This is a genomic window from Bartonella sp. AA56HLJMS, assembly GCF_042197145.1.
Classification (GTDB): domain Bacteria; phylum Pseudomonadota; class Alphaproteobacteria; order Rhizobiales; family Rhizobiaceae; genus Bartonella.
Genome location: NZ_JBHIRL010000001.1, coordinates 138772 through 155589, shown reverse-complemented (window position 1 = coordinate 155589; position 16818 = coordinate 138772). Strand labels below are relative to the sequence as shown.

General features: G+C 37.7%; 9 protein-coding genes. 4 read left to right on the top strand and 5 right to left on the bottom strand.

Features of this window, described 5'->3' with window-relative positions:
- Nucleotides 1-229 precede the first annotated feature (229 nt).
- From ahcY to tsaE, 3 genes are read left to right on the top strand one after another with little or no spacing between them, the layout of a single operon-like run.
- Nucleotides 230-1627, top strand: coding sequence for an adenosylhomocysteinase (gene ahcY, locus ACFINI_RS00630; protein WP_375645387.1), 1398 nt, complete (start codon nucleotides 230-232; stop codon nucleotides 1625-1627).
- A gap of 34 nt (nucleotides 1628-1661) precedes the next feature.
- Nucleotides 1662-4127, top strand: a complete 2466-nt coding sequence (locus tag ACFINI_RS00625; protein WP_375645386.1) for an ATP-binding protein — start codon at nucleotides 1662-1664, stop codon at nucleotides 4125-4127.
- Nucleotides 4128-4178: 51 nt separating this feature from the next.
- On the top strand, nucleotides 4179-4649 hold the full coding sequence (gene tsaE / locus ACFINI_RS00620; protein WP_375612787.1) for a tRNA (adenosine(37)-N6)-threonylcarbamoyltransferase complex ATPase subunit type 1 TsaE: 471 nt from the start codon (nucleotides 4179-4181) through the stop codon (nucleotides 4647-4649).
- 681 nt (nucleotides 4650-5330) lie between these two features.
- On the opposite strand, the gene trxA is transcribed toward tsaE, so the two are convergent.
- From trxA to addB, 3 genes are all read right to left on the bottom strand, one after another.
- Nucleotides 5331-5654 carry a thioredoxin gene (gene trxA / locus ACFINI_RS00615; RefSeq protein WP_375611361.1) on the bottom strand — a complete coding sequence of 108 codons (324 nt, stop codon included), beginning with the start codon at nucleotides 5652-5654 and terminating at the stop codon, nucleotides 5331-5333.
- Nucleotides 5655-5831: 177 nt separating this feature from the next.
- The gene (gene addA / locus ACFINI_RS00610) at nucleotides 5832-9308 is read right to left on the bottom strand and encodes a double-strand break repair helicase AddA (protein ID WP_375645385.1); all 3477 of its coding nucleotides are present in this window, start codon (nucleotides 9306-9308) and stop codon (nucleotides 5832-5834) included.
- 2 nt (nucleotides 9309-9310) lie between these two features.
- Nucleotides 9311-12430 (bottom strand): double-strand break repair protein AddB, encoded by a 3120-nt coding sequence (addB, locus tag ACFINI_RS00605; RefSeq protein WP_375645384.1) that lies wholly within the window; start codon nucleotides 12428-12430, stop codon nucleotides 9311-9313.
- A 318-nt stretch (nucleotides 12431-12748) separates the two neighbouring features.
- On the opposite strand from addB, the gene ACFINI_RS00600 reads away from it, so the two are divergent.
- Entirely contained in the window at nucleotides 12749-12865 is a 117-nt protein-coding gene (locus ACFINI_RS00600; protein WP_375645451.1) for a type II toxin-antitoxin system RelE/ParE family toxin, read from the top strand.
- Between the two features lie 542 nt (nucleotides 12866-13407).
- Here the strand turns inward: ACFINI_RS00600 and ACFINI_RS00595 are convergent.
- Entirely contained in the window at nucleotides 13408-14982 is a 1575-nt protein-coding gene (locus ACFINI_RS00595) for a peptide chain release factor 3 (RefSeq protein ID WP_375645383.1), read from the bottom strand.
- On the bottom strand, nucleotides 14982-16643 hold the full coding sequence (locus tag ACFINI_RS00590; protein WP_375645382.1) for a lysine--tRNA ligase: 1662 nt from the start codon (nucleotides 16641-16643) through the stop codon (nucleotides 14982-14984). Before ACFINI_RS00590 ends, ACFINI_RS00595 begins: the two co-directional genes overlap by 1 nt.
- Nucleotides 16644-16818 lie beyond the last annotated feature (175 nt).

Sequence of the window (16818 nt, the reverse complement as noted above, 5' to 3'; positions counted from 1 at the left end):
TTAAAGTTACGTGAAAAGGATAGAATTTTGTTTATATAATAAAACTTATCATGAAGATCTCCTACTCCGTCAGTAACATCACTACTCAGATCCATAAATGCATATTTGTTGCACAAATTTATGGAGATTTTAAAAGAGCTTTTTCACATAAAGAAGTCCTCTTCTTGTCTTGCATTTTTTTTTAATTTCTCCTACCGTCTTGGAAAAACTTATTTTAAAGGAATGAAGAATGGCAGCTCAAGATTTTGTTGTCAAAGATATTGCACTTGCCGCTTATGGTCGTAAAGAACTTGATATTGCTGAAACTGAAATGCCTGGTTTGATGGCTTGTCGTAAGGAGTTTTCTTCCAGCCAACCTTTGCGCGGAGCGCGTATTTCTGGCTCATTGCACATGACAATTCAAACAGCTGTTTTAATTGAAACATTAAAAGCGATTGGCGCCGATATACGGTGGAGCTCTAGCAATATTTTTTCTACGCAAGACCATGCAGCAGCAGCTATCGCCGCAACTGGCATTCCTGTATTTGCCGTTAAGGGTGAAACATTGGAAGAATATTGGACTTATATAGATGCAATCTTCCAATGGCCAGATGGTAATCCTTCCAATCTTATTTTAGATGATGGAGCTGACGCCACAAACTATATTTTAATGGGAAGTCGTGCAGAACAAAATAAAGATATTTTATCGCATCCCAAAACAGAAGAAGAAGAAATTTTTTTCAAACAAATACAAAAGCGTATGGATGCAACGCCAGGTTTTTTTACACGACAGCGCGCGGCAATTAAAGGTGTAAGCGAAGAAACCACAACAGGTGTAAACCGTCTTTATCAGTTACAAAAAGAAGGACTTCTACCTTTTCCTGCTATTAATGTTAATGATAGCGTCACTAAATCAAAGTTTGATAATAAATATGGATGTAAAGAATCATTGGTCGATGGTATTCGACGTGGCACAGATGTGATGATCGCTGGTAAAACTGCCATTGTCTGTGGTTATGGTGATGTAGGAAAAGGTTCAGCAGCATCTCTTTCTGGTGCTGGGGCTCGTGTTAAAGTAACAGAAATTGATCCTATCTGCGCTCTTCAAGCCGCTATGGATGGCTATGAAGTTGTTAATTTGGATGATGCTGCTTCCAGTGCTGATATTATCATCACGACAACAGGCAATAAAGATGTTGTTCGTTTAGATCATATGCGACAAGTAAAGGATATGTGTATTCTTGGAAATATTGGTCATTTTGATAACGAAATCCAAGTCGCTGCCCTTAGAAATTTGCCATGGACAAATATTAAACCACAAGTTGATATGATCACCTTTCCCGATGGAAAACGCATCATTTTGCTCTCTGAAGGGCGTTTGTTAAACCTCGGGAATGCGACTGGGCATCCTTCTTTTGTCATGTCGGCCTCGTTTACTAATCAAGTTTTAGCGCAAATTGAACTTTTTACCCGTTCAGAACACTATACAAATGAAGTCACTGTTTTGCCTAAACATCTTGATGAAAAGGTTGCACGTCTACATCTGGATCGGTTAGGAATAAAATTAAGTGTTTTATCAGAAGAACAAGCCGCTTATATTGGAGTCTCACCACAAGGACCTTATAAACCAAACCATTACCGTTACTAATACGTTTCCTTGGGTTAAAAAAGGGAAAGATGCCGTGCTCAGCTTTGGTGACTATAACCCCAAAGAAAAAACTCAAAAAGAGATCCGAATCTATACGTATATATTTTGCCTTTTTTTCTTTTTTTCTCCAACATGCGCTTTTGCTCAGTCATTGGAAGGTTATTTACCATTTTTCTTCACTTTGCCGAATGGTCCATGGCTGCTTTTAGCGCTGTGTGGAGGAATTTCTTGTGCTTCACTTCTCTCGTGTATAGCTGTTACCGTGCGTGCAAAAAAAACTGCACAGAAGCCTTTGAAGATAATTCAGGCAAATTTTTCTGAAAAACTTAAATATTATGAATGGCTTCTGGAAGAAACCGAGCAACTCCTTCTTATTTGGGAAAATCCAACAACCTTACCCCGTGTTGTTGGTGCTCTTTCTGCATTGCAAAAAATAGGAATCGATCAGAAAGATTTTCAGCGTTTTGAGCTCTGGGTTGAAGAAAATTCTCTGCGAGAACTTGATTATGCATTGACTCAACTACGTTGTAAATGTCACCCTTTTGATCTTTCTATCACCACCACAAACAATGTACCGCTACAAGTTACAGGAGTCATCGCAGGAACAGTCGCCATTGCTCGTTTTCAAGATATCTCAAAACAACAGAAAGAAAATTCTCGTTTACAGAAAGATATCGCCCGCCTTCTTACTGAATTGAGAATGCAGCGTAATCTTCTTGATCTTATTCAAGAGCCCGTATGGATAAAAGATTGTGAAGGAAAAGTTTGTTTTATCAATCGCGCCTTTAGAGAAATGACAGACTTTCGTGAAGACAGTGATGACGTGGGGGATCTTTTCAATGAAAATACACAACGCAAAACAGATGAAACAGAAACAATTTTTCAAGAACATGTTTATACGGTTATTGGTGGAGAACGACACCGTTTTCATCTTACACGTATTACAACAGCTGAAGGGATGGCAGCTTTTGCACGTGATGACAGCGCATATGAAAATCTTGCTCATGAATTAAGATATGTTCTTCAAAGCCATTGTGAAACACTTGACCAAATTTCAACAGCTGTAGCCATTTTTGATACAAACCAAAAATTAAAATTCTGTAATCATGCTTTCAAAATTTTATGGCCGTTGGAGAGTTCTTTTTTAGAAAGTGAACCAAGCCATACATTGTTTCTTGAACGTTTACGTGAAAAGGGGCTCATTGCTGAACACCCTGATTGGCGCGCATGGAAAGAAGAACTTTTAAAAGCCTATTGGCAAACAGAATCGAACCAACAAATTTGGAATCTTCCAGATGGACGTACGGTGCGTGTTGTCTCGAACCCTCATCCACAAGGAGGTGTCACTTGGCTTTACGAAAACCTTACAGAAAAAATTGATCTTGAGCGCCGTTATAATACACTTATTAAAATACAAGGTGAAACACTTGATAAACTTTCTGAAGGTGTGGTCGTTTTTGGTACTGATGGACGCCTTTGCTTATCGAATCCTGCCTTGTCGAAATTGTGGTCTCTTCCTTATAATTTACTGGTAGAAGGAACCCATATTACACAGTTACAAAGCCATTGTTCAGCCTTAACCTTGGGGCAAGAATGGGATCAATTTACCAAGTTCATTACCGGTTTTGCTGAAAAACGTGAAACATTTTCAGGTCGTATAGATCTTAAAAATGATATGATTATTGACTATACTCTGGTCCCTCTTCCTAATGGACAAACGATGCTTACTTTTGTGAATGTTACGGACACTGTCCATGTTGCGCGTGCTCTTCAAGAAAAAAATGAAGCATTAGAAAGTGCTGATCGTTTGCGTAATGAATTTGTCCAACATGTTTCTTATGAATTACGCACACCTCTCACCAATATTATTGGATTTTCGGATATTTTACGTGATCAAATTTTCGGCTCTATCAATGAACGTCAACAAGAATATCTTGAACACATTCATTCAGAATCAGGAACTCTTTTAAATATTGTTAACGATATTCTTGATCTTGCTACCCTTGATGCAGGCATTATGGAGTTGGACATAAAATCGGTTAACATTGCCGATGCTATGATACAAGCAGTAGCACGTGTAGAAGATCGCCTTAATGGACGGCATATTACGCTTTTACAACAAATTTCTCCTTCCTTAAATTCTATTTCTGCTGATGAAAAGCGCTTGCATCAAATTTTTGTGAATGTACTGAGTAATGCTATTAATTTTGCAACGGAGGCGAGTACTATTGAATTTTGCGTCGATGAACAAGATGATAACATTGTCTTTAGCGTTCATAATCAGGGCTCTGACATCCCAGAAGACGTTCTTGATCGTATTTTTAAACGTTTTTCTTCCCATTCACACCATGGTGGGCGTGCGGGAGCGGGTCTTGGCCTTTCCCTTGTAAAAAGTTTCGTTGAACTACACGGTGGACATGTTGAAATTCTTACCGGTTCTGGAAAAGGAACAACAGTTAAATGTTTTTTCCCACTCTCCAAAGGAGATACGATTTTTTAATTTTAACCTTTATGATAACAAAAATTTTTCATCCATTTCATGGAACTTTTAATGAATTTTAGTTTTTTTCTTGAAAATGAAGAGGCAACAAAGCTTTTTGCACAAAATTTAGCTCTTTCTTTAAAGCCAGGAGATCTTGTAACGCTGCAAGGAGATCTTGGAACTGGAAAATCAACCATTGCACGTACAATCATTCAAACACTTGCGAACGATAACACTATGGATGTTCCAAGCCCTACTTTTACTCTTGTGCAAAGCTATCAACTTCCAAAGTTTGAAATTATTCATGCTGATCTTTATCGCCTTTCTATGGCAGAAGAAATTGATGAATTAGGGCTTCATGAAGCTCGTGAGAAAAATATTTTACTTGTTGAATGGCCAGAAAGAAATACAGCTCTTTTAGAACTCGCCACTTTTGCACTCACCTTACACTATAAAGAACATGGGCGTCATGTAACAGTTAGATCAGCGCAACATTCCATTGAATGTTTGCAACAGTCTTTTACAATTCGTACATTTTAAAAAAACATGAACATCATCATTTTTTAATTTGATAATACCTCAGTACTACCTATGAAATCTGAGATGATGGACAACATAAAGAAGGCTTCATGGAGGCACCAACCATGGAAGATGAAACGAAATGCTGACTCTTTTATATAACAATGACATAAATTGCAAAGGACAGCCGTTAATTTATAGAAATTCATCAATTTATTTTAGAGAATCTGATACCTACAATTTTGATTTTAGAGAATAGTATAAGAGAATTTTAAATTGAAGTGATAACCCTTTATAAGAGCATTATATAACCTGTAGTGAATTGCTTGTCTCTTTCTGCTTAAAAATTGTGAGCTTCAGAAAAGTAATTTGCAAAGTTTTTGCTTAAAATCTCCCTTTATGTGTTGAAAACACTATCTATCTCAATAGTCTTATCTAAGAAGATAATACCTTTAATGAAATTATCATTCACCCAATATTTTTAACGCGCCTATAAGGAAAGAATTGCATATATTCTTCATACAAAGCAATTTTTTATAAAAAATGGTCAATTGAATCATGCATAAAAGCACGAATTCTTAAATTCATTTAAAATTTTGATTTTTATTGTCTTTTCATTATAATATAATGCAAAAAAGAATATTTTAAAAAAATCAAAAGGAGAGACAAAATTTCTCTCCTTTATAGTGATTATATGTGGAATTAACTAAGCCCATCTTTTATCCATTCAGAAAGACGTCCTTTAGAGGTAGCGCCAACCATATTCGATGAAATATTTCCATTTTTAAACATTAGTAATGTAGGGATAGAACGTACTCCGTATTGGGTAGCCAATTCCGGATTTTCATCAATATTTACCTTAGCAATTTTAACTTGATTTTGCATTTCTATTGAAATTTCATCCAAAATTGGAGCAATCACTTTGCAAGGGCCACACCATTCTGCCCAAAAATCAACCACAACAGGGGTGGAAGAGGTTAGAACTTCACTTTCGAAATTGTCCTTATCAACTTTTATACACGTCATTGATTTATCCTTTATATTCACCTTTTATAGATTGGTATAATAACAATTCATATCAAGTTATTGCAAAGATAAATTATTAAAGGACTTTTTTACACCAGGGATTGTGCGTTGTGTTTGTTTGAGCGATTTTATGAAAGTAAATAAAATGTAAAAATGCTTTGCAAGGAAAAGAGTAACTTATAAGGCAACTTCACTAAGAAATGCCTCAAGTTTTTCTGGAGGAAGTTTAAAAATTTTGGCTTCTTTACTGTAGATAAGCAGAGCCTGTATATCTTTATCGGGATGAATAGCTTGCAATAACTTTCGATAAAGAGCCATTTGCAACCAATGATGGGAAGCAATAGCAGCTTCATTTTCTGGCGGGGTTCCTGTTTTAAAATCTGCAAAGATAACGCTGTTTTGCGTGATGTAGAGACGGTCAATTTGACCAGAGATTGCTTGTTCTTTTCCACGAATTTTCACAATACCCATTAAGGAGACCTCAGCACGTGAATGCTCAGAGAAAAGGGATTTGAGATAAACATGATCTAATATTTTCCAAATATGGCAAAGAGCATCTTCTCTTTGGCTCTCATGCCAATGAGAGGCTTTGATATTGAGATAGTTTCGAGCATAATCTCGACGTTTTTGTGGGGGACAATCGGGCAAATACTGTAACAATCGGTGAACGAGATTACCATATTCAATGGAAAAAGCTCTGTTTGTGTTCATGGCTCCTAAAACAGGTGAAGTGGTAAGCTGTTTTGGACTTGAGGACAGCTCTGTATCAGCTTCAATGGAAAGGCTCGCCACTGACGGTTTTAACGGTTTTGGTAACACTGGTTCTGCTGGTACTTTATGGGAGAAAAAGTCTGGTAGAGGTGGAAGTGTTTGGCACTCAACGGAAGAAATTTTTTGGTTTATAGAAGTAGAAGAAGCAGGTGTAATGCAATAACGCCAAGCTGCAATATCTTCCGAAGAATCTTTTATAGCAAGGGCATGCGGTTCGAGGGCTTTTTTTACGAGTTGTAACCATGTATGAGATGGCGTTTTCGGACCTTTATACCCACAAATAAACAAGCGATCTTCAGCGCGTGTCATTCCTACATAAAGTAGACGCCTATATTCTTCTTCTGCACGCTCTTTTAAATATGAAATTGCTTGTTTAGAGAGTTTTGTATCAAACTTTTCATTGGGGCGCCAAATAAAGGCTTGTTTTCCGTTCCATTGTGCATTGTTTAAAGGAACTTTAAGCAAGTGAGGCGCATGCTGAGGATGCCAAATCGCACTACCAGGATCGACTAAAAACACAACAGCAGCCTCTAGTCCTTTTGCAGCATGAACAGTCATAATGCAAATTTCTTCATTACTTTGTTCAAATTCACGTTTAATTTCTGGTTCGCTTGCACTTAATGTTTCTAAAAAAGCTTGTAATCCTGGTAATCCTGTTTTTTGAATAGTGAGCGTATAATCCATAAAAGCATCGAGCACATCATTTGCTTCAGATCCTAAACGAGACAGAATTTTTTGTCGTCCCTTATCATTGTTCAAAATATGGCTATAAAACTCGAAAACCGGTATTTTATCCACTAAAGCGCGATAATGGTTTAGCTTCTCAAAAGCATCTTTAACAGATACCTGCGATGATGTATGCGCACACAGACTTTGCCAAAGAGAGCCGGTGCGGTGTACGGCAAGCTGATAGAGTTCCTCTTCACTAAGAGCAAAAAGTGGGCTTTTTAAAACACAAGCAAGAGAAAGATCATCTTGTGGCTGCAAAACAAAACGCGCAAGCGCCATTAAATCACGGATACTAATATGTTTGGTAAGCTGTAAACGATCAGCCCCTGCTACGGGAATATTACGGTGTTTAAGAGCACGGGAAAGAGCTGAGACAAATTGATCACGTTTACGGACCAAGATCATAATATCACTTGCACGTATTAGGCGTCCTTTTGCTGGAAGCATTTCGCCTTTTTGTAACCAGTCGGCAATCGTTTCAGCAATTTTTTCTGCTAAACGGACTTCAGGTGTATCTAAATGATTAACAGTTGCATGCCAATCTTGAGGAAACTCACTCGTTTCTTTTGAAATGGCATCCCATATAATAACTTCACCCGGACTATGAACACGGATAGCTTCATGCACCGTTTTTGTATTTTCTGCCGAAAGGCCTTTATAGTTTTCTGGTGTTTCAAAAACAAGATCAACGCTTTTAAGAACATCTGCTGTAGAGCGAAAAGAATAATGCAGTTGTATTTTTTCAAATTGCTGATTTGTTTGTTGCACTTTTTTTTGAATAATTCGTCCATTTGCAGCAAAATTTTCTGGAGCAGCGCCTTGAAAAGAATAAATAGATTGCTTTTCATCTCCAACAGCAAAAAGAGTGCGTATGTTTGTTCGTTGGCTATACCCTGAAAAAAATTCCTGTGCCAACAGTTGAATAATTTGCCATTGCTCAGGGTTGGTGTCTTGTGCTTCATCAAGTAGAATATGATCAAGTCCCTGATCAAGTTTATAGTGCACCCATTGGCTTGCACCTTTTCGCTGTAACAAATGAAGTGTACGCTCAATAAGGTCATCAAAGTCTAAGAAGCCATTGGACTTTTTTAGATTCTTATAAATTTTGAGATAAATAGTACAGAGCTGAAAAGCAGCCATATTGAGGGTGGCAACCTTTGCGCATTGATATTTTTCTAAAAGAACAGAAAGCTTGTTTTGTTTATCTTCAAGCATTTGTTGAATAAAAGGCCAAATTTCGTCTGATTTTTTATGAGATAAATGTGAAAAATTACGCGGCTCACCTTTTGTTGTAAAATAAACATCAGAAATAATATTGAGAATATTTGTCTCATCATGCACCTTTTCTAATTGGGAAAGTTTTGCCACCATATCCTTAAAGCTTTGATTACCATTGGTTTCACAATGCTTAAGAGCATAAAGAGGAAGGCGCGCTGTTTGTTTAATTTGTTCCAGCAGATATTGATTTGTTTCATTGGGCGCTAAGTTAAAAAGCTCGCGCAATTTTTCTTCTCCATTTTCAGATAAAAGAGAAGATAAAAAATCAGACAATTTATGTTGCTTTTCAACTGCTTCATAGAGCAATTGGTTAAAAGTATGTTCGCTAATAACTTGAAGTAACTGTTGCAAAGCAGGTTGTACATCACGACGGGCTAAAAGTTCGCGACGGGATTCTTGTTGTAATTTTTTTCGACCGATATCATCGGGAAGTTCAAAATGCCCTGCAATATTGGCTTCTAACATAAATTGATGTAAGAGAGCTTCACAAAAAGCATGAATCGTTTGAATTTTTAAGCCACCAGGCGTTTCGAGGGCACGCGCAAAGAGTTGCCGTGCATAAGTTAGTTTTTGCGCATTAACAGGTTTTTTTTCAAACCGTGTTAAGGTTTCTTGCAGCTGTACATCATCGAGCTCATTCCAACTAGAAAGCGTGCGAAAAATTCGTGATTGCATAACAGCAGCAGCAGCTCTTGTATAAGTAAGGCATAAAATACGTGCTGGAGGCGTACCGTTTAAAAGCAAACGGATAACACGTTCACTTAAAACGTGGGTTTTTCCAGATCCAGCATTTGCAGAAACCCACACGTTTTTTTGGGGATGTGTTGCTGTTGCTTGTGCATCAAGAGCGGCTTCAGGAATAGAAAAAAACGTCATGATTACTCTTCTTTATGAAAACCACTTGACCATTCCCACAACCGAGCCAAATGGTCGTAGTCACCTTCATATCGTTTTGACATGGGGACAGCATGTGAGAGATAGCCTTGTTGTGGATTTTGATAATAAGTTATGAGTGCGATAAGATTTTCCCATGCATTTTCAGCAAGATCAACAGCACTTAGATAAGTTTTTCCGTCTTTTTTCTTTAAAAGAATTGATTGGGATTTAATTTCACCTTTTTTGTTAAGGGGAATGTAAAATAAATTTGAGGGTGTAAAATCTTGAAAATCTGGGAAGCCCCCTTGTATGAGTAAAGCTGTTTCTAAAGCCAATTGCGGAAATAATAATTCACGAACTTGTTTTGATAAAGGAGGCGTTCCGGTTTTGAAATCTAGAATTTCAACCGTTTTATCTGGCAAAACATCAAGACGATCAGCACGTCCTGAAAGGGTTACCCCTGTTGTTCCTATAGGGATTTTTTGTGATACCACTTCCGAATATCGCTCTCGCAGTCCTAAACTTTGTTCCCATTGAATAAAGCGTGGAGCAAGATTTTCAAAACTATTCCACCAAATTACTTCAATATCGGGTGGAAAGTTGAATTTATCAAACTCTTTACGCCCAATAGCAAGCAGTACATTGAGTGCATTTGCAGCATTTGGATTTTTCATTTGTGTGCAAAAAGCTGCAAGAATAGCGTGATAAAGTGTTCCACGTTCTGAAGCGCTAGGATCATGAATAAGTTCTTTAAGTGGTTTGAGCCTTAAGATTTTTTTGGCATAAATAGCATAGGGATCATATCGCAATGTTTCTATTTCAGTGACTGAAAAATGGCGCGGGCGTATATCAAGAGGTGGAGAAGGGCAAGGACGTTCCACCTCAGAAGTTATGCTTGTATGATCAAGCATCTTTGCCCAATGGCGTAGTATTTCACCTCGTTCACGGATTTGTTCCCAAACCTGTTTTCCTACAACTGTTTCCATGCGTTGTAGCCAGCGTGATGGAATGGAAGGCGTATGATTAACGCGCAATGCGCGACTCATCACCACTTTATCCATTCCCATTGCCCATTGAAAATCATGCGCAGAAAGACCAATACGCTGTTCTGGTGGTTCCAGAGTTAACATCATTTTCATCGGTCGCGATAAAAAAGCATCATTTCGGGTTGATATCGGCCATGATCCTTCATTAAGACCACCAATGACCACTGTATCAACCGTTTGCAAGCGCGATTCCAAAGTACCCCAGATGAATAAACGTGGATGTCCTCCAGGCGAAGGTGCGACGGAACGGGTTGCTATTATGGCAGAAAACATAGCGGGCCATTCACAAAGATGAAATGTTAATCCCGATTGATCACTGACCAATTCACACAAAAAATTTGATAGGACTTGTCCTGCTTCGTGTTGATAAAGATGTGCAAGAGAATTATCCTCATTGCGACCAAAATTTTCAAAAACCTCAACAGTTGCTATTGCAGCCTCATTGATGGTGCATTCTTTCTCTTGTTTCATAAGAGATGTTAAAGGTTCAACAGCTTTTTTCAAAAGATGACAAAGGAGACGTGCTTCTTCACATTTCTGCTGATCAAGGGTGTTGATTTCAGAACTATTATGAAAGGATGTATCAATCCATTTTTCAAGAAATTGATCACACTCGCAAAGATTGATGCGCCCTGTATTCCCTCGAAGAACAAAAAGTTCAAAATTTTCTGCCATTTCCCGTAAACGATGACGGTTTTGTTGGAGTGTTGTAAGGGGATGTTTAAGAAGAGAAAGAAAAGCTATGGGATCATCATCTTGCAATACATTTTCTAAAATAAGTCGTAAGAGAGTTACAGGCAATGTTTGTGCAAGTGGTATTCCGCCTGAATCATTTGCTTCAATTCCAAATCGCTGTAATTCCACAGCAACACGGCGTGCTAAATTACGGTCATTTGTAATAAGGGCTGCAGTTTTTTGAGGTTCTTCAATAGCTTTGCGTAAGGTAACAGCTATCGCAAGAGCTTCTTCACGTTCATTTATAGCTTCAATAAATGACCAATCTGCACAAAGATTTTCATAATCATCACGGACAATTTGTACCCATTTGTCTGTTGTAGAAGCTGGTCGGAGTGCTTCTGATAAAAGAGCCATTCGTTTTTTCTTTGTGCTACTCTGTTGGCCAATTTCGCAAACATGATGACGTTGACACTCCATGAGAGTTAGAAGTTTTTTTAAATGATATTGAGGATGGCTAAAAACATTTTCTGCAGGATCAAAAAAATCACAAGCTGTTTTTTCTTTATTGCTTGTACTTAGTGCATTCCATTGTTCTTCATCCATATGAAGATCAAGACCAGGAAGAACAACAGCTCCTTTGGGCAGAGAAGATATAACCTTTAAAAGATGAGAAACTGCGGGCATAGAACCTGATACACCAGCAGCAATGATCGGTTTATCAGGCTGCATGCATCGCAAAGTCTCTGCATGCATTGTGAGTACTTGATTACGCCATTCAGCGGGATTACTTCGTTGTCTTTCTTTCAAGATTTTTGGCCAATTTTGCGTAACAATAGTCAAGAAATCGAGCGTTATTTGCCACCATTCAGCGACCATATCAGGTGCAATATTTTTAAGTTCTGACCAATCTGCTCCTTCTGCTTCAATTTCATCCATCAAATGTGCTAAATCTTGCGCAAGCCAAATCGCATCAGCACTATGAGCCGGAATAAGTACATCTTCTGTACCAAACATGGCACGCAGATGCGCAGGCAAATTTTCACGCCATGGACGGATAAGGCGCGCTAAAAGTAAAAGACGTTCGCTTTCTCCAATAGGTGGATCGAGAGCGCTGGTATGATTTTCAACAAAAAGAAAACTGTCTTCATCGACATCTCCTAGAGCACGAATGGTTGGCAAAAATGTTGACTGTGTATCACTTCTTTCAACAAAGGCTAAACGCAAAGCGCGAGCAGCACGACGTGTCGGAACATAAATAAGGCTATCGGCAAGGGCTGTTTGAATATCTCCATTGGGAGCGAAATTATCAATAAGGCTACCAGAAAGTAGTGCATCAACAAAGTGAGGCAAAAAAGCAGTTCCCGGAGAAATAGAAAAGACATGCGGTTTATAGGTCATATGATCTCATATTTGGGATAACAAATTTCAGCTTATTGATTATTTGTATTATTTTGACTGTATACAATATTTATACAAGGAAAAACTGAAAAGCTATGTTTATAAAGCAGATTTTTTAGTTTAGATTTAAAAAATATCAAAATAAATCATATGTCTTAAGTCATCGCGAAAAAATATATAAAATTTTTCTGATATTTTTCAACGTAGAATTGGCTACAGTTTATTCTCTAACTCAAATAGGTAATATAAAAATAAATATTAAAGTTTTAAAAGGTTCTAGAGGTACCAGTGCGCTGTAACTCTTTTAATAATAAATAAATTTACCGTATTTTTTATACAGTTCAATCTAAAAATATCCTTTACATACTCCATCACTTTCAGAAAAAAATAGATATCATGATATTGCAAAACTTAAAAAATCAGTTTCATAAATAATATTTTAGAATCCCATAAAAAGCTTGGAAAAAAAATATTTCCACATTTCACAGCGCAAACAGATTACTTTGAGGGAGAGAGTTTTGCGAAAGTTTATCGTGCAAGCCTCTATCTTGCTAGAATTACATCCCTTATGCAAAATAGAATGCCCAAAAATATCATTATGTTGCAATTTTATATGTTTGTTTTTAAAGGGACATTTTTCATTGTACTTGATCTTACCTCGTCATGTCATCCCGTAAATAATATAAATGAATAGTATAACGTAAACTTCCGTGAATGGGATGAGATACATCACACACCACCATCATTACATCATAACGCTATAACCACCATCATCATTTTTACCCTCACCCAATATTTTGAAAGCTCTTGGCTATAGAGAAGATCTATAAGAGGTATTGTATTTCTTGCTTCAAGTGTTTTACGCAAACACCAATCCTACTTATGATTTTTAAACAAATGATTTTGATTGTTCCCATATAAAAAACGATAAATTATCATTATAAATCAAATTATTGTAGAAAAGATTTTTCTTTATTTTAAGAGCGTACTTGATAATCTTTAAAAGCAGAAAATTTTATTTTAGGAGCTCTTTCTGCCTCATAATTCAATGAAAAATGGTTCTCCGCTAAAAAAACTGGATCACCTTCTAAATCATACGCAATAGCAGAGCGGTGATTGCTGAGAAACTTTTGCAACTCATCTTTGCTCTGCGCTGAAATCCAACGGCATAAATTAAAGCGCGCAGACTCAAAATTCACTGGCAAAGAATATTCTATTTTTAATCGTTCTTTTAAGACATCAATTTGCAAAGCACCAATAACACCAATGAGAGAAGGCGACCCATCATCAGGAATAAACAATTGTACAACCCCTTCTTCAGCCATTTGTTGCAAAGCTTCTTTGAGCTTTTTTGCTTTCATTGGATCGCCTAAACAAACACGACGCAAAATCTCTGGTGCAAAATTTGGTACTCCCTTAAAGAGGATATCTTCTCCTTCAGTCAAAGTATCGCCGATACGCAATGTTCCATGATTAGGGATCCCTACGATATCACCAGCATAGGCTTGATCAGCAATTTGGCGCGAACGCGCAAAGAAAAATTGTGGAGCCGAAAGTGTCATCGGTTTTCCTGTTCGGACCAACTTTGTTTTCATACCACGTTCAAGTGTTCCCGAGCATACCCGAAAAAATGCAATACGATCACGATGATTAGGATCCATATTCGCTTGAATTTTAAAAACAAATCCTGTCATTTTAGGTTCAGTTGCTATGACATTGCGCTGATCTGCACTTTGATCACGAGGACTTTGACCAAAATCTATAAGCGCATTGATCAAATCACGAACACCAAAATTTCGCAAAGCTGAACCAAAATAAACCGGTGTCATATGACCTTCACGGAAAGCTTGAAGATCAAAATTCTTGCAAACACTTTGAGCGAGTTCTACTCCTTCAAGAAAAGTGGAACGTTGATATTGGGGAAGTAAATGGACAACCTCACTGGGATTTGAAACGATCCGCTGTGTTATCTCATCATCTTTTTGGCGAAAACGGTTATGATGAAGGTCATAGGTCCCAACAAAATCTTTACCCGACCCAATGGGCCATGTTATGGGGGCGGTATCAAGAGCAAGCTTTTCTTCAATTTCATCTAAAAGCTCTATAGGATCACGTGCCTCACGATCCATTTTATTGATAAAAGTAACAATAGGAATATCCCGCATCCGACACACTTCAAACAATTTTAATGTTCTAGGCTCAATCCCGCGGGCCCCATCCAACACCATAACAGCACTATCAACAGCTGTGAGTGTGCGATAGGTATCGTCTGAAAAATCTTCATGGCCTGGGGTATCTAGGAGATTAAAAATATGATTTTCATATTCAAACGTCATCACCGAAGTCACAACGGAAATACCACGATCACGCTCAATATTCATCCAATCAGAACGGGTTTGAATACGATCTTTTTTGGCTTTTACTTCTCCTGCAAGTTGAATAGCACCACCAAACAATAAAAGCTTTTCTGTTAATGTTGTTTTCCCCGCATCTGGGTGAGCAATAATTGCAAATGTACGGCGTCGCTTTACTTCCTGCACTCTTCGTTCCATTATTCCTCCACAGGACGTGCAAGTGTTTCAGCAATCAGTGCACGCATTTCATTAATCCCATAAAGCGCTATAAATGATCCCCATCGTGGACCTCGCTCTTGTCCAAGAAGGACTTCATACAACATTTGAAAAAAAACATTAGAAACACCAGGCCCACCTTCAGGGCTTTTTTTGCTATGATCTTGATAGCGTTCCGTTAACCTTGCAACATCAAGAAGCATATTTTGTAATATGTTGCCATCAACAGTTTCAGGTAAATGAGCTAATTTTTCATCAATTTGTGCTAATGTTGCTCGTTCGCTATCATCTGGTATACGAAATTTCTTGTTTGGTTTAACAAAAACATCAAAATATTTAATGGCAAACTTCACCAATTGATCAAGTTCTGGATAAGTTTGTGCATTTGCTTCTTTAGCGTAACGAGAAATAAAACCCCAAAGAACTTCTGCATTCTCTGCATTTGAAGCACTTACCAAATTTAAAAGCATCGCAAAGGATACAGGCAAATCAACCTGCGGTGGACAACCATTATGAATATGCCATACAGGATTACTGAGCCGTTCTTGCCATTTTTGACGACCATAAGCAGAAAGATGAGCATAATATTCATCTACAGCTTTAGGAATAACATCAAAATAAAGCCTTTTTGCTGTTTTAGGTTTTGAAAACATATAAAGCCCTAAACTCTCTGTTGGGGCATAAGTAAGCCATTCATCAATGGTTAAGCCATTTCCCTTGGATTTGGAAATTTTCTGCCCTTTCTCATCTAAAAAGAGCTCATAGTTGAATCCTTCTGGGGGGGTTCCACCTAATACTTTACAAATTTTAGAAGAAAGATTTGTGGAATCGATAAGGTCTTTTCCGGCCATTTCATAATCAATGCTAAGTGCTGTCCAACGCATTGCCCAATCTACCTTCCACTGACACTTAACTTTGCCCCCCGTAACCTCTGTTTCTATGGTTTCTCCTGTTTCAGGTTCAATATAAGTGACAGTCCCTTTTTCAACATTACGCGCAATCATCGGTACCTGTAATACTTTTCCAGAAAAGGGAGAAATCGGTAGAAAGAGTGAATAGGTCGCTTGCCGTTCTTCACCTAATGTTGGTAAAATAATTGCCATAACCTTGTCATAACAGGCAAGGATTTTGAAAAGTGTTTCATCAAAACGACCGGAATTGTAATAATCCGTAGCACTTGCAAATTCATAATCAAAACCAAAACGATCAAGGAAAGCCCGTAACCGCGCATTATTTGCCGCTCCAAAAGAAGGATAATCATCTCCAAAAGGGTCGGGTACACGGCTCAACGGTTGACCAAGATAATGTTCCATCCTCTCGCGATCAGGCACATTCTCAGGAACCTTGCGCAAACCATCCATATCATCAGAAAAACAAAGTAATTTTGTTTTTACTTTATTCTCCGTGAGAATATGAAATGCATGACGCACCATGTTTGTACGTGCAACTTCCCCAAAAGTTCCAATATGCGGTAAACCAGAAGGGCCATAACCTGTTTCAAATATCACACTGTCTGGATAACCCGTTTTTTCATACCGTTTGATAATCTTACGTGCTTCTTCAAATGGCCAAGTTCTCGATTGAGAAGCTGCATCTTTTAATTCAGGCGTAAGGTTGAGGGTATCACACTGATCACGCATCATTATTTATCCTAAAAATTACACTCTTTCAAAATAGGGTGTATGGTTCTTGAATTTATTCGTCAATAATAGCAAGCAAAAAGATGAAAATTTCTTTATACTCTTAAGTCACTATACAAAAACCGCCCTCGTTATAAATATATTTTGTTCTGATAAAAATCAAAAACATTCAATATTA

Bases quoted from the DNA above. Each gene is read 5' to 3' on its own strand.
- ahcY (WP_375645387.1), top strand. From the start codon at position 230: ATGGCAGCTCAAGATTTTGTTGTCAAAGATATTGCACTTGCCGCTTAT.
- tsaE (WP_375612787.1), top strand. From the start codon at position 4,179: ATGAATTTTAGTTTTTTTCTTGAAAATGAAGAGGCAACAAAGCTTTTT.
- trxA (WP_375611361.1), bottom strand. From the start codon at position 5,654: ATGACGTGTATAAAAGTTGATAAGGACAATTTCGAAAGTGAAGTTCTA.
- addA (WP_375645385.1), bottom strand. From the start codon at position 9,308: ATGACGTTTTTTTCTATTCCTGAAGCCGCTCTTGATGCACAAGCAACA.
- addB (WP_375645384.1), bottom strand. From the start codon at position 12,430: ATGACCTATAAACCGCATGTCTTTTCTATTTCTCCGGGAACTGCTTTT.
- ACFINI_RS00595 (WP_375645383.1), bottom strand. From the start codon at position 14,982: ATGGAACGAAGAGTGCAGGAAGTAAAGCGACGCCGTACATTTGCAATT.
- ACFINI_RS00590 (WP_375645382.1), bottom strand. From the start codon at position 16,643: ATGATGCGTGATCAGTGTGATACCCTCAACCTTACGCCTGAATTAAAA.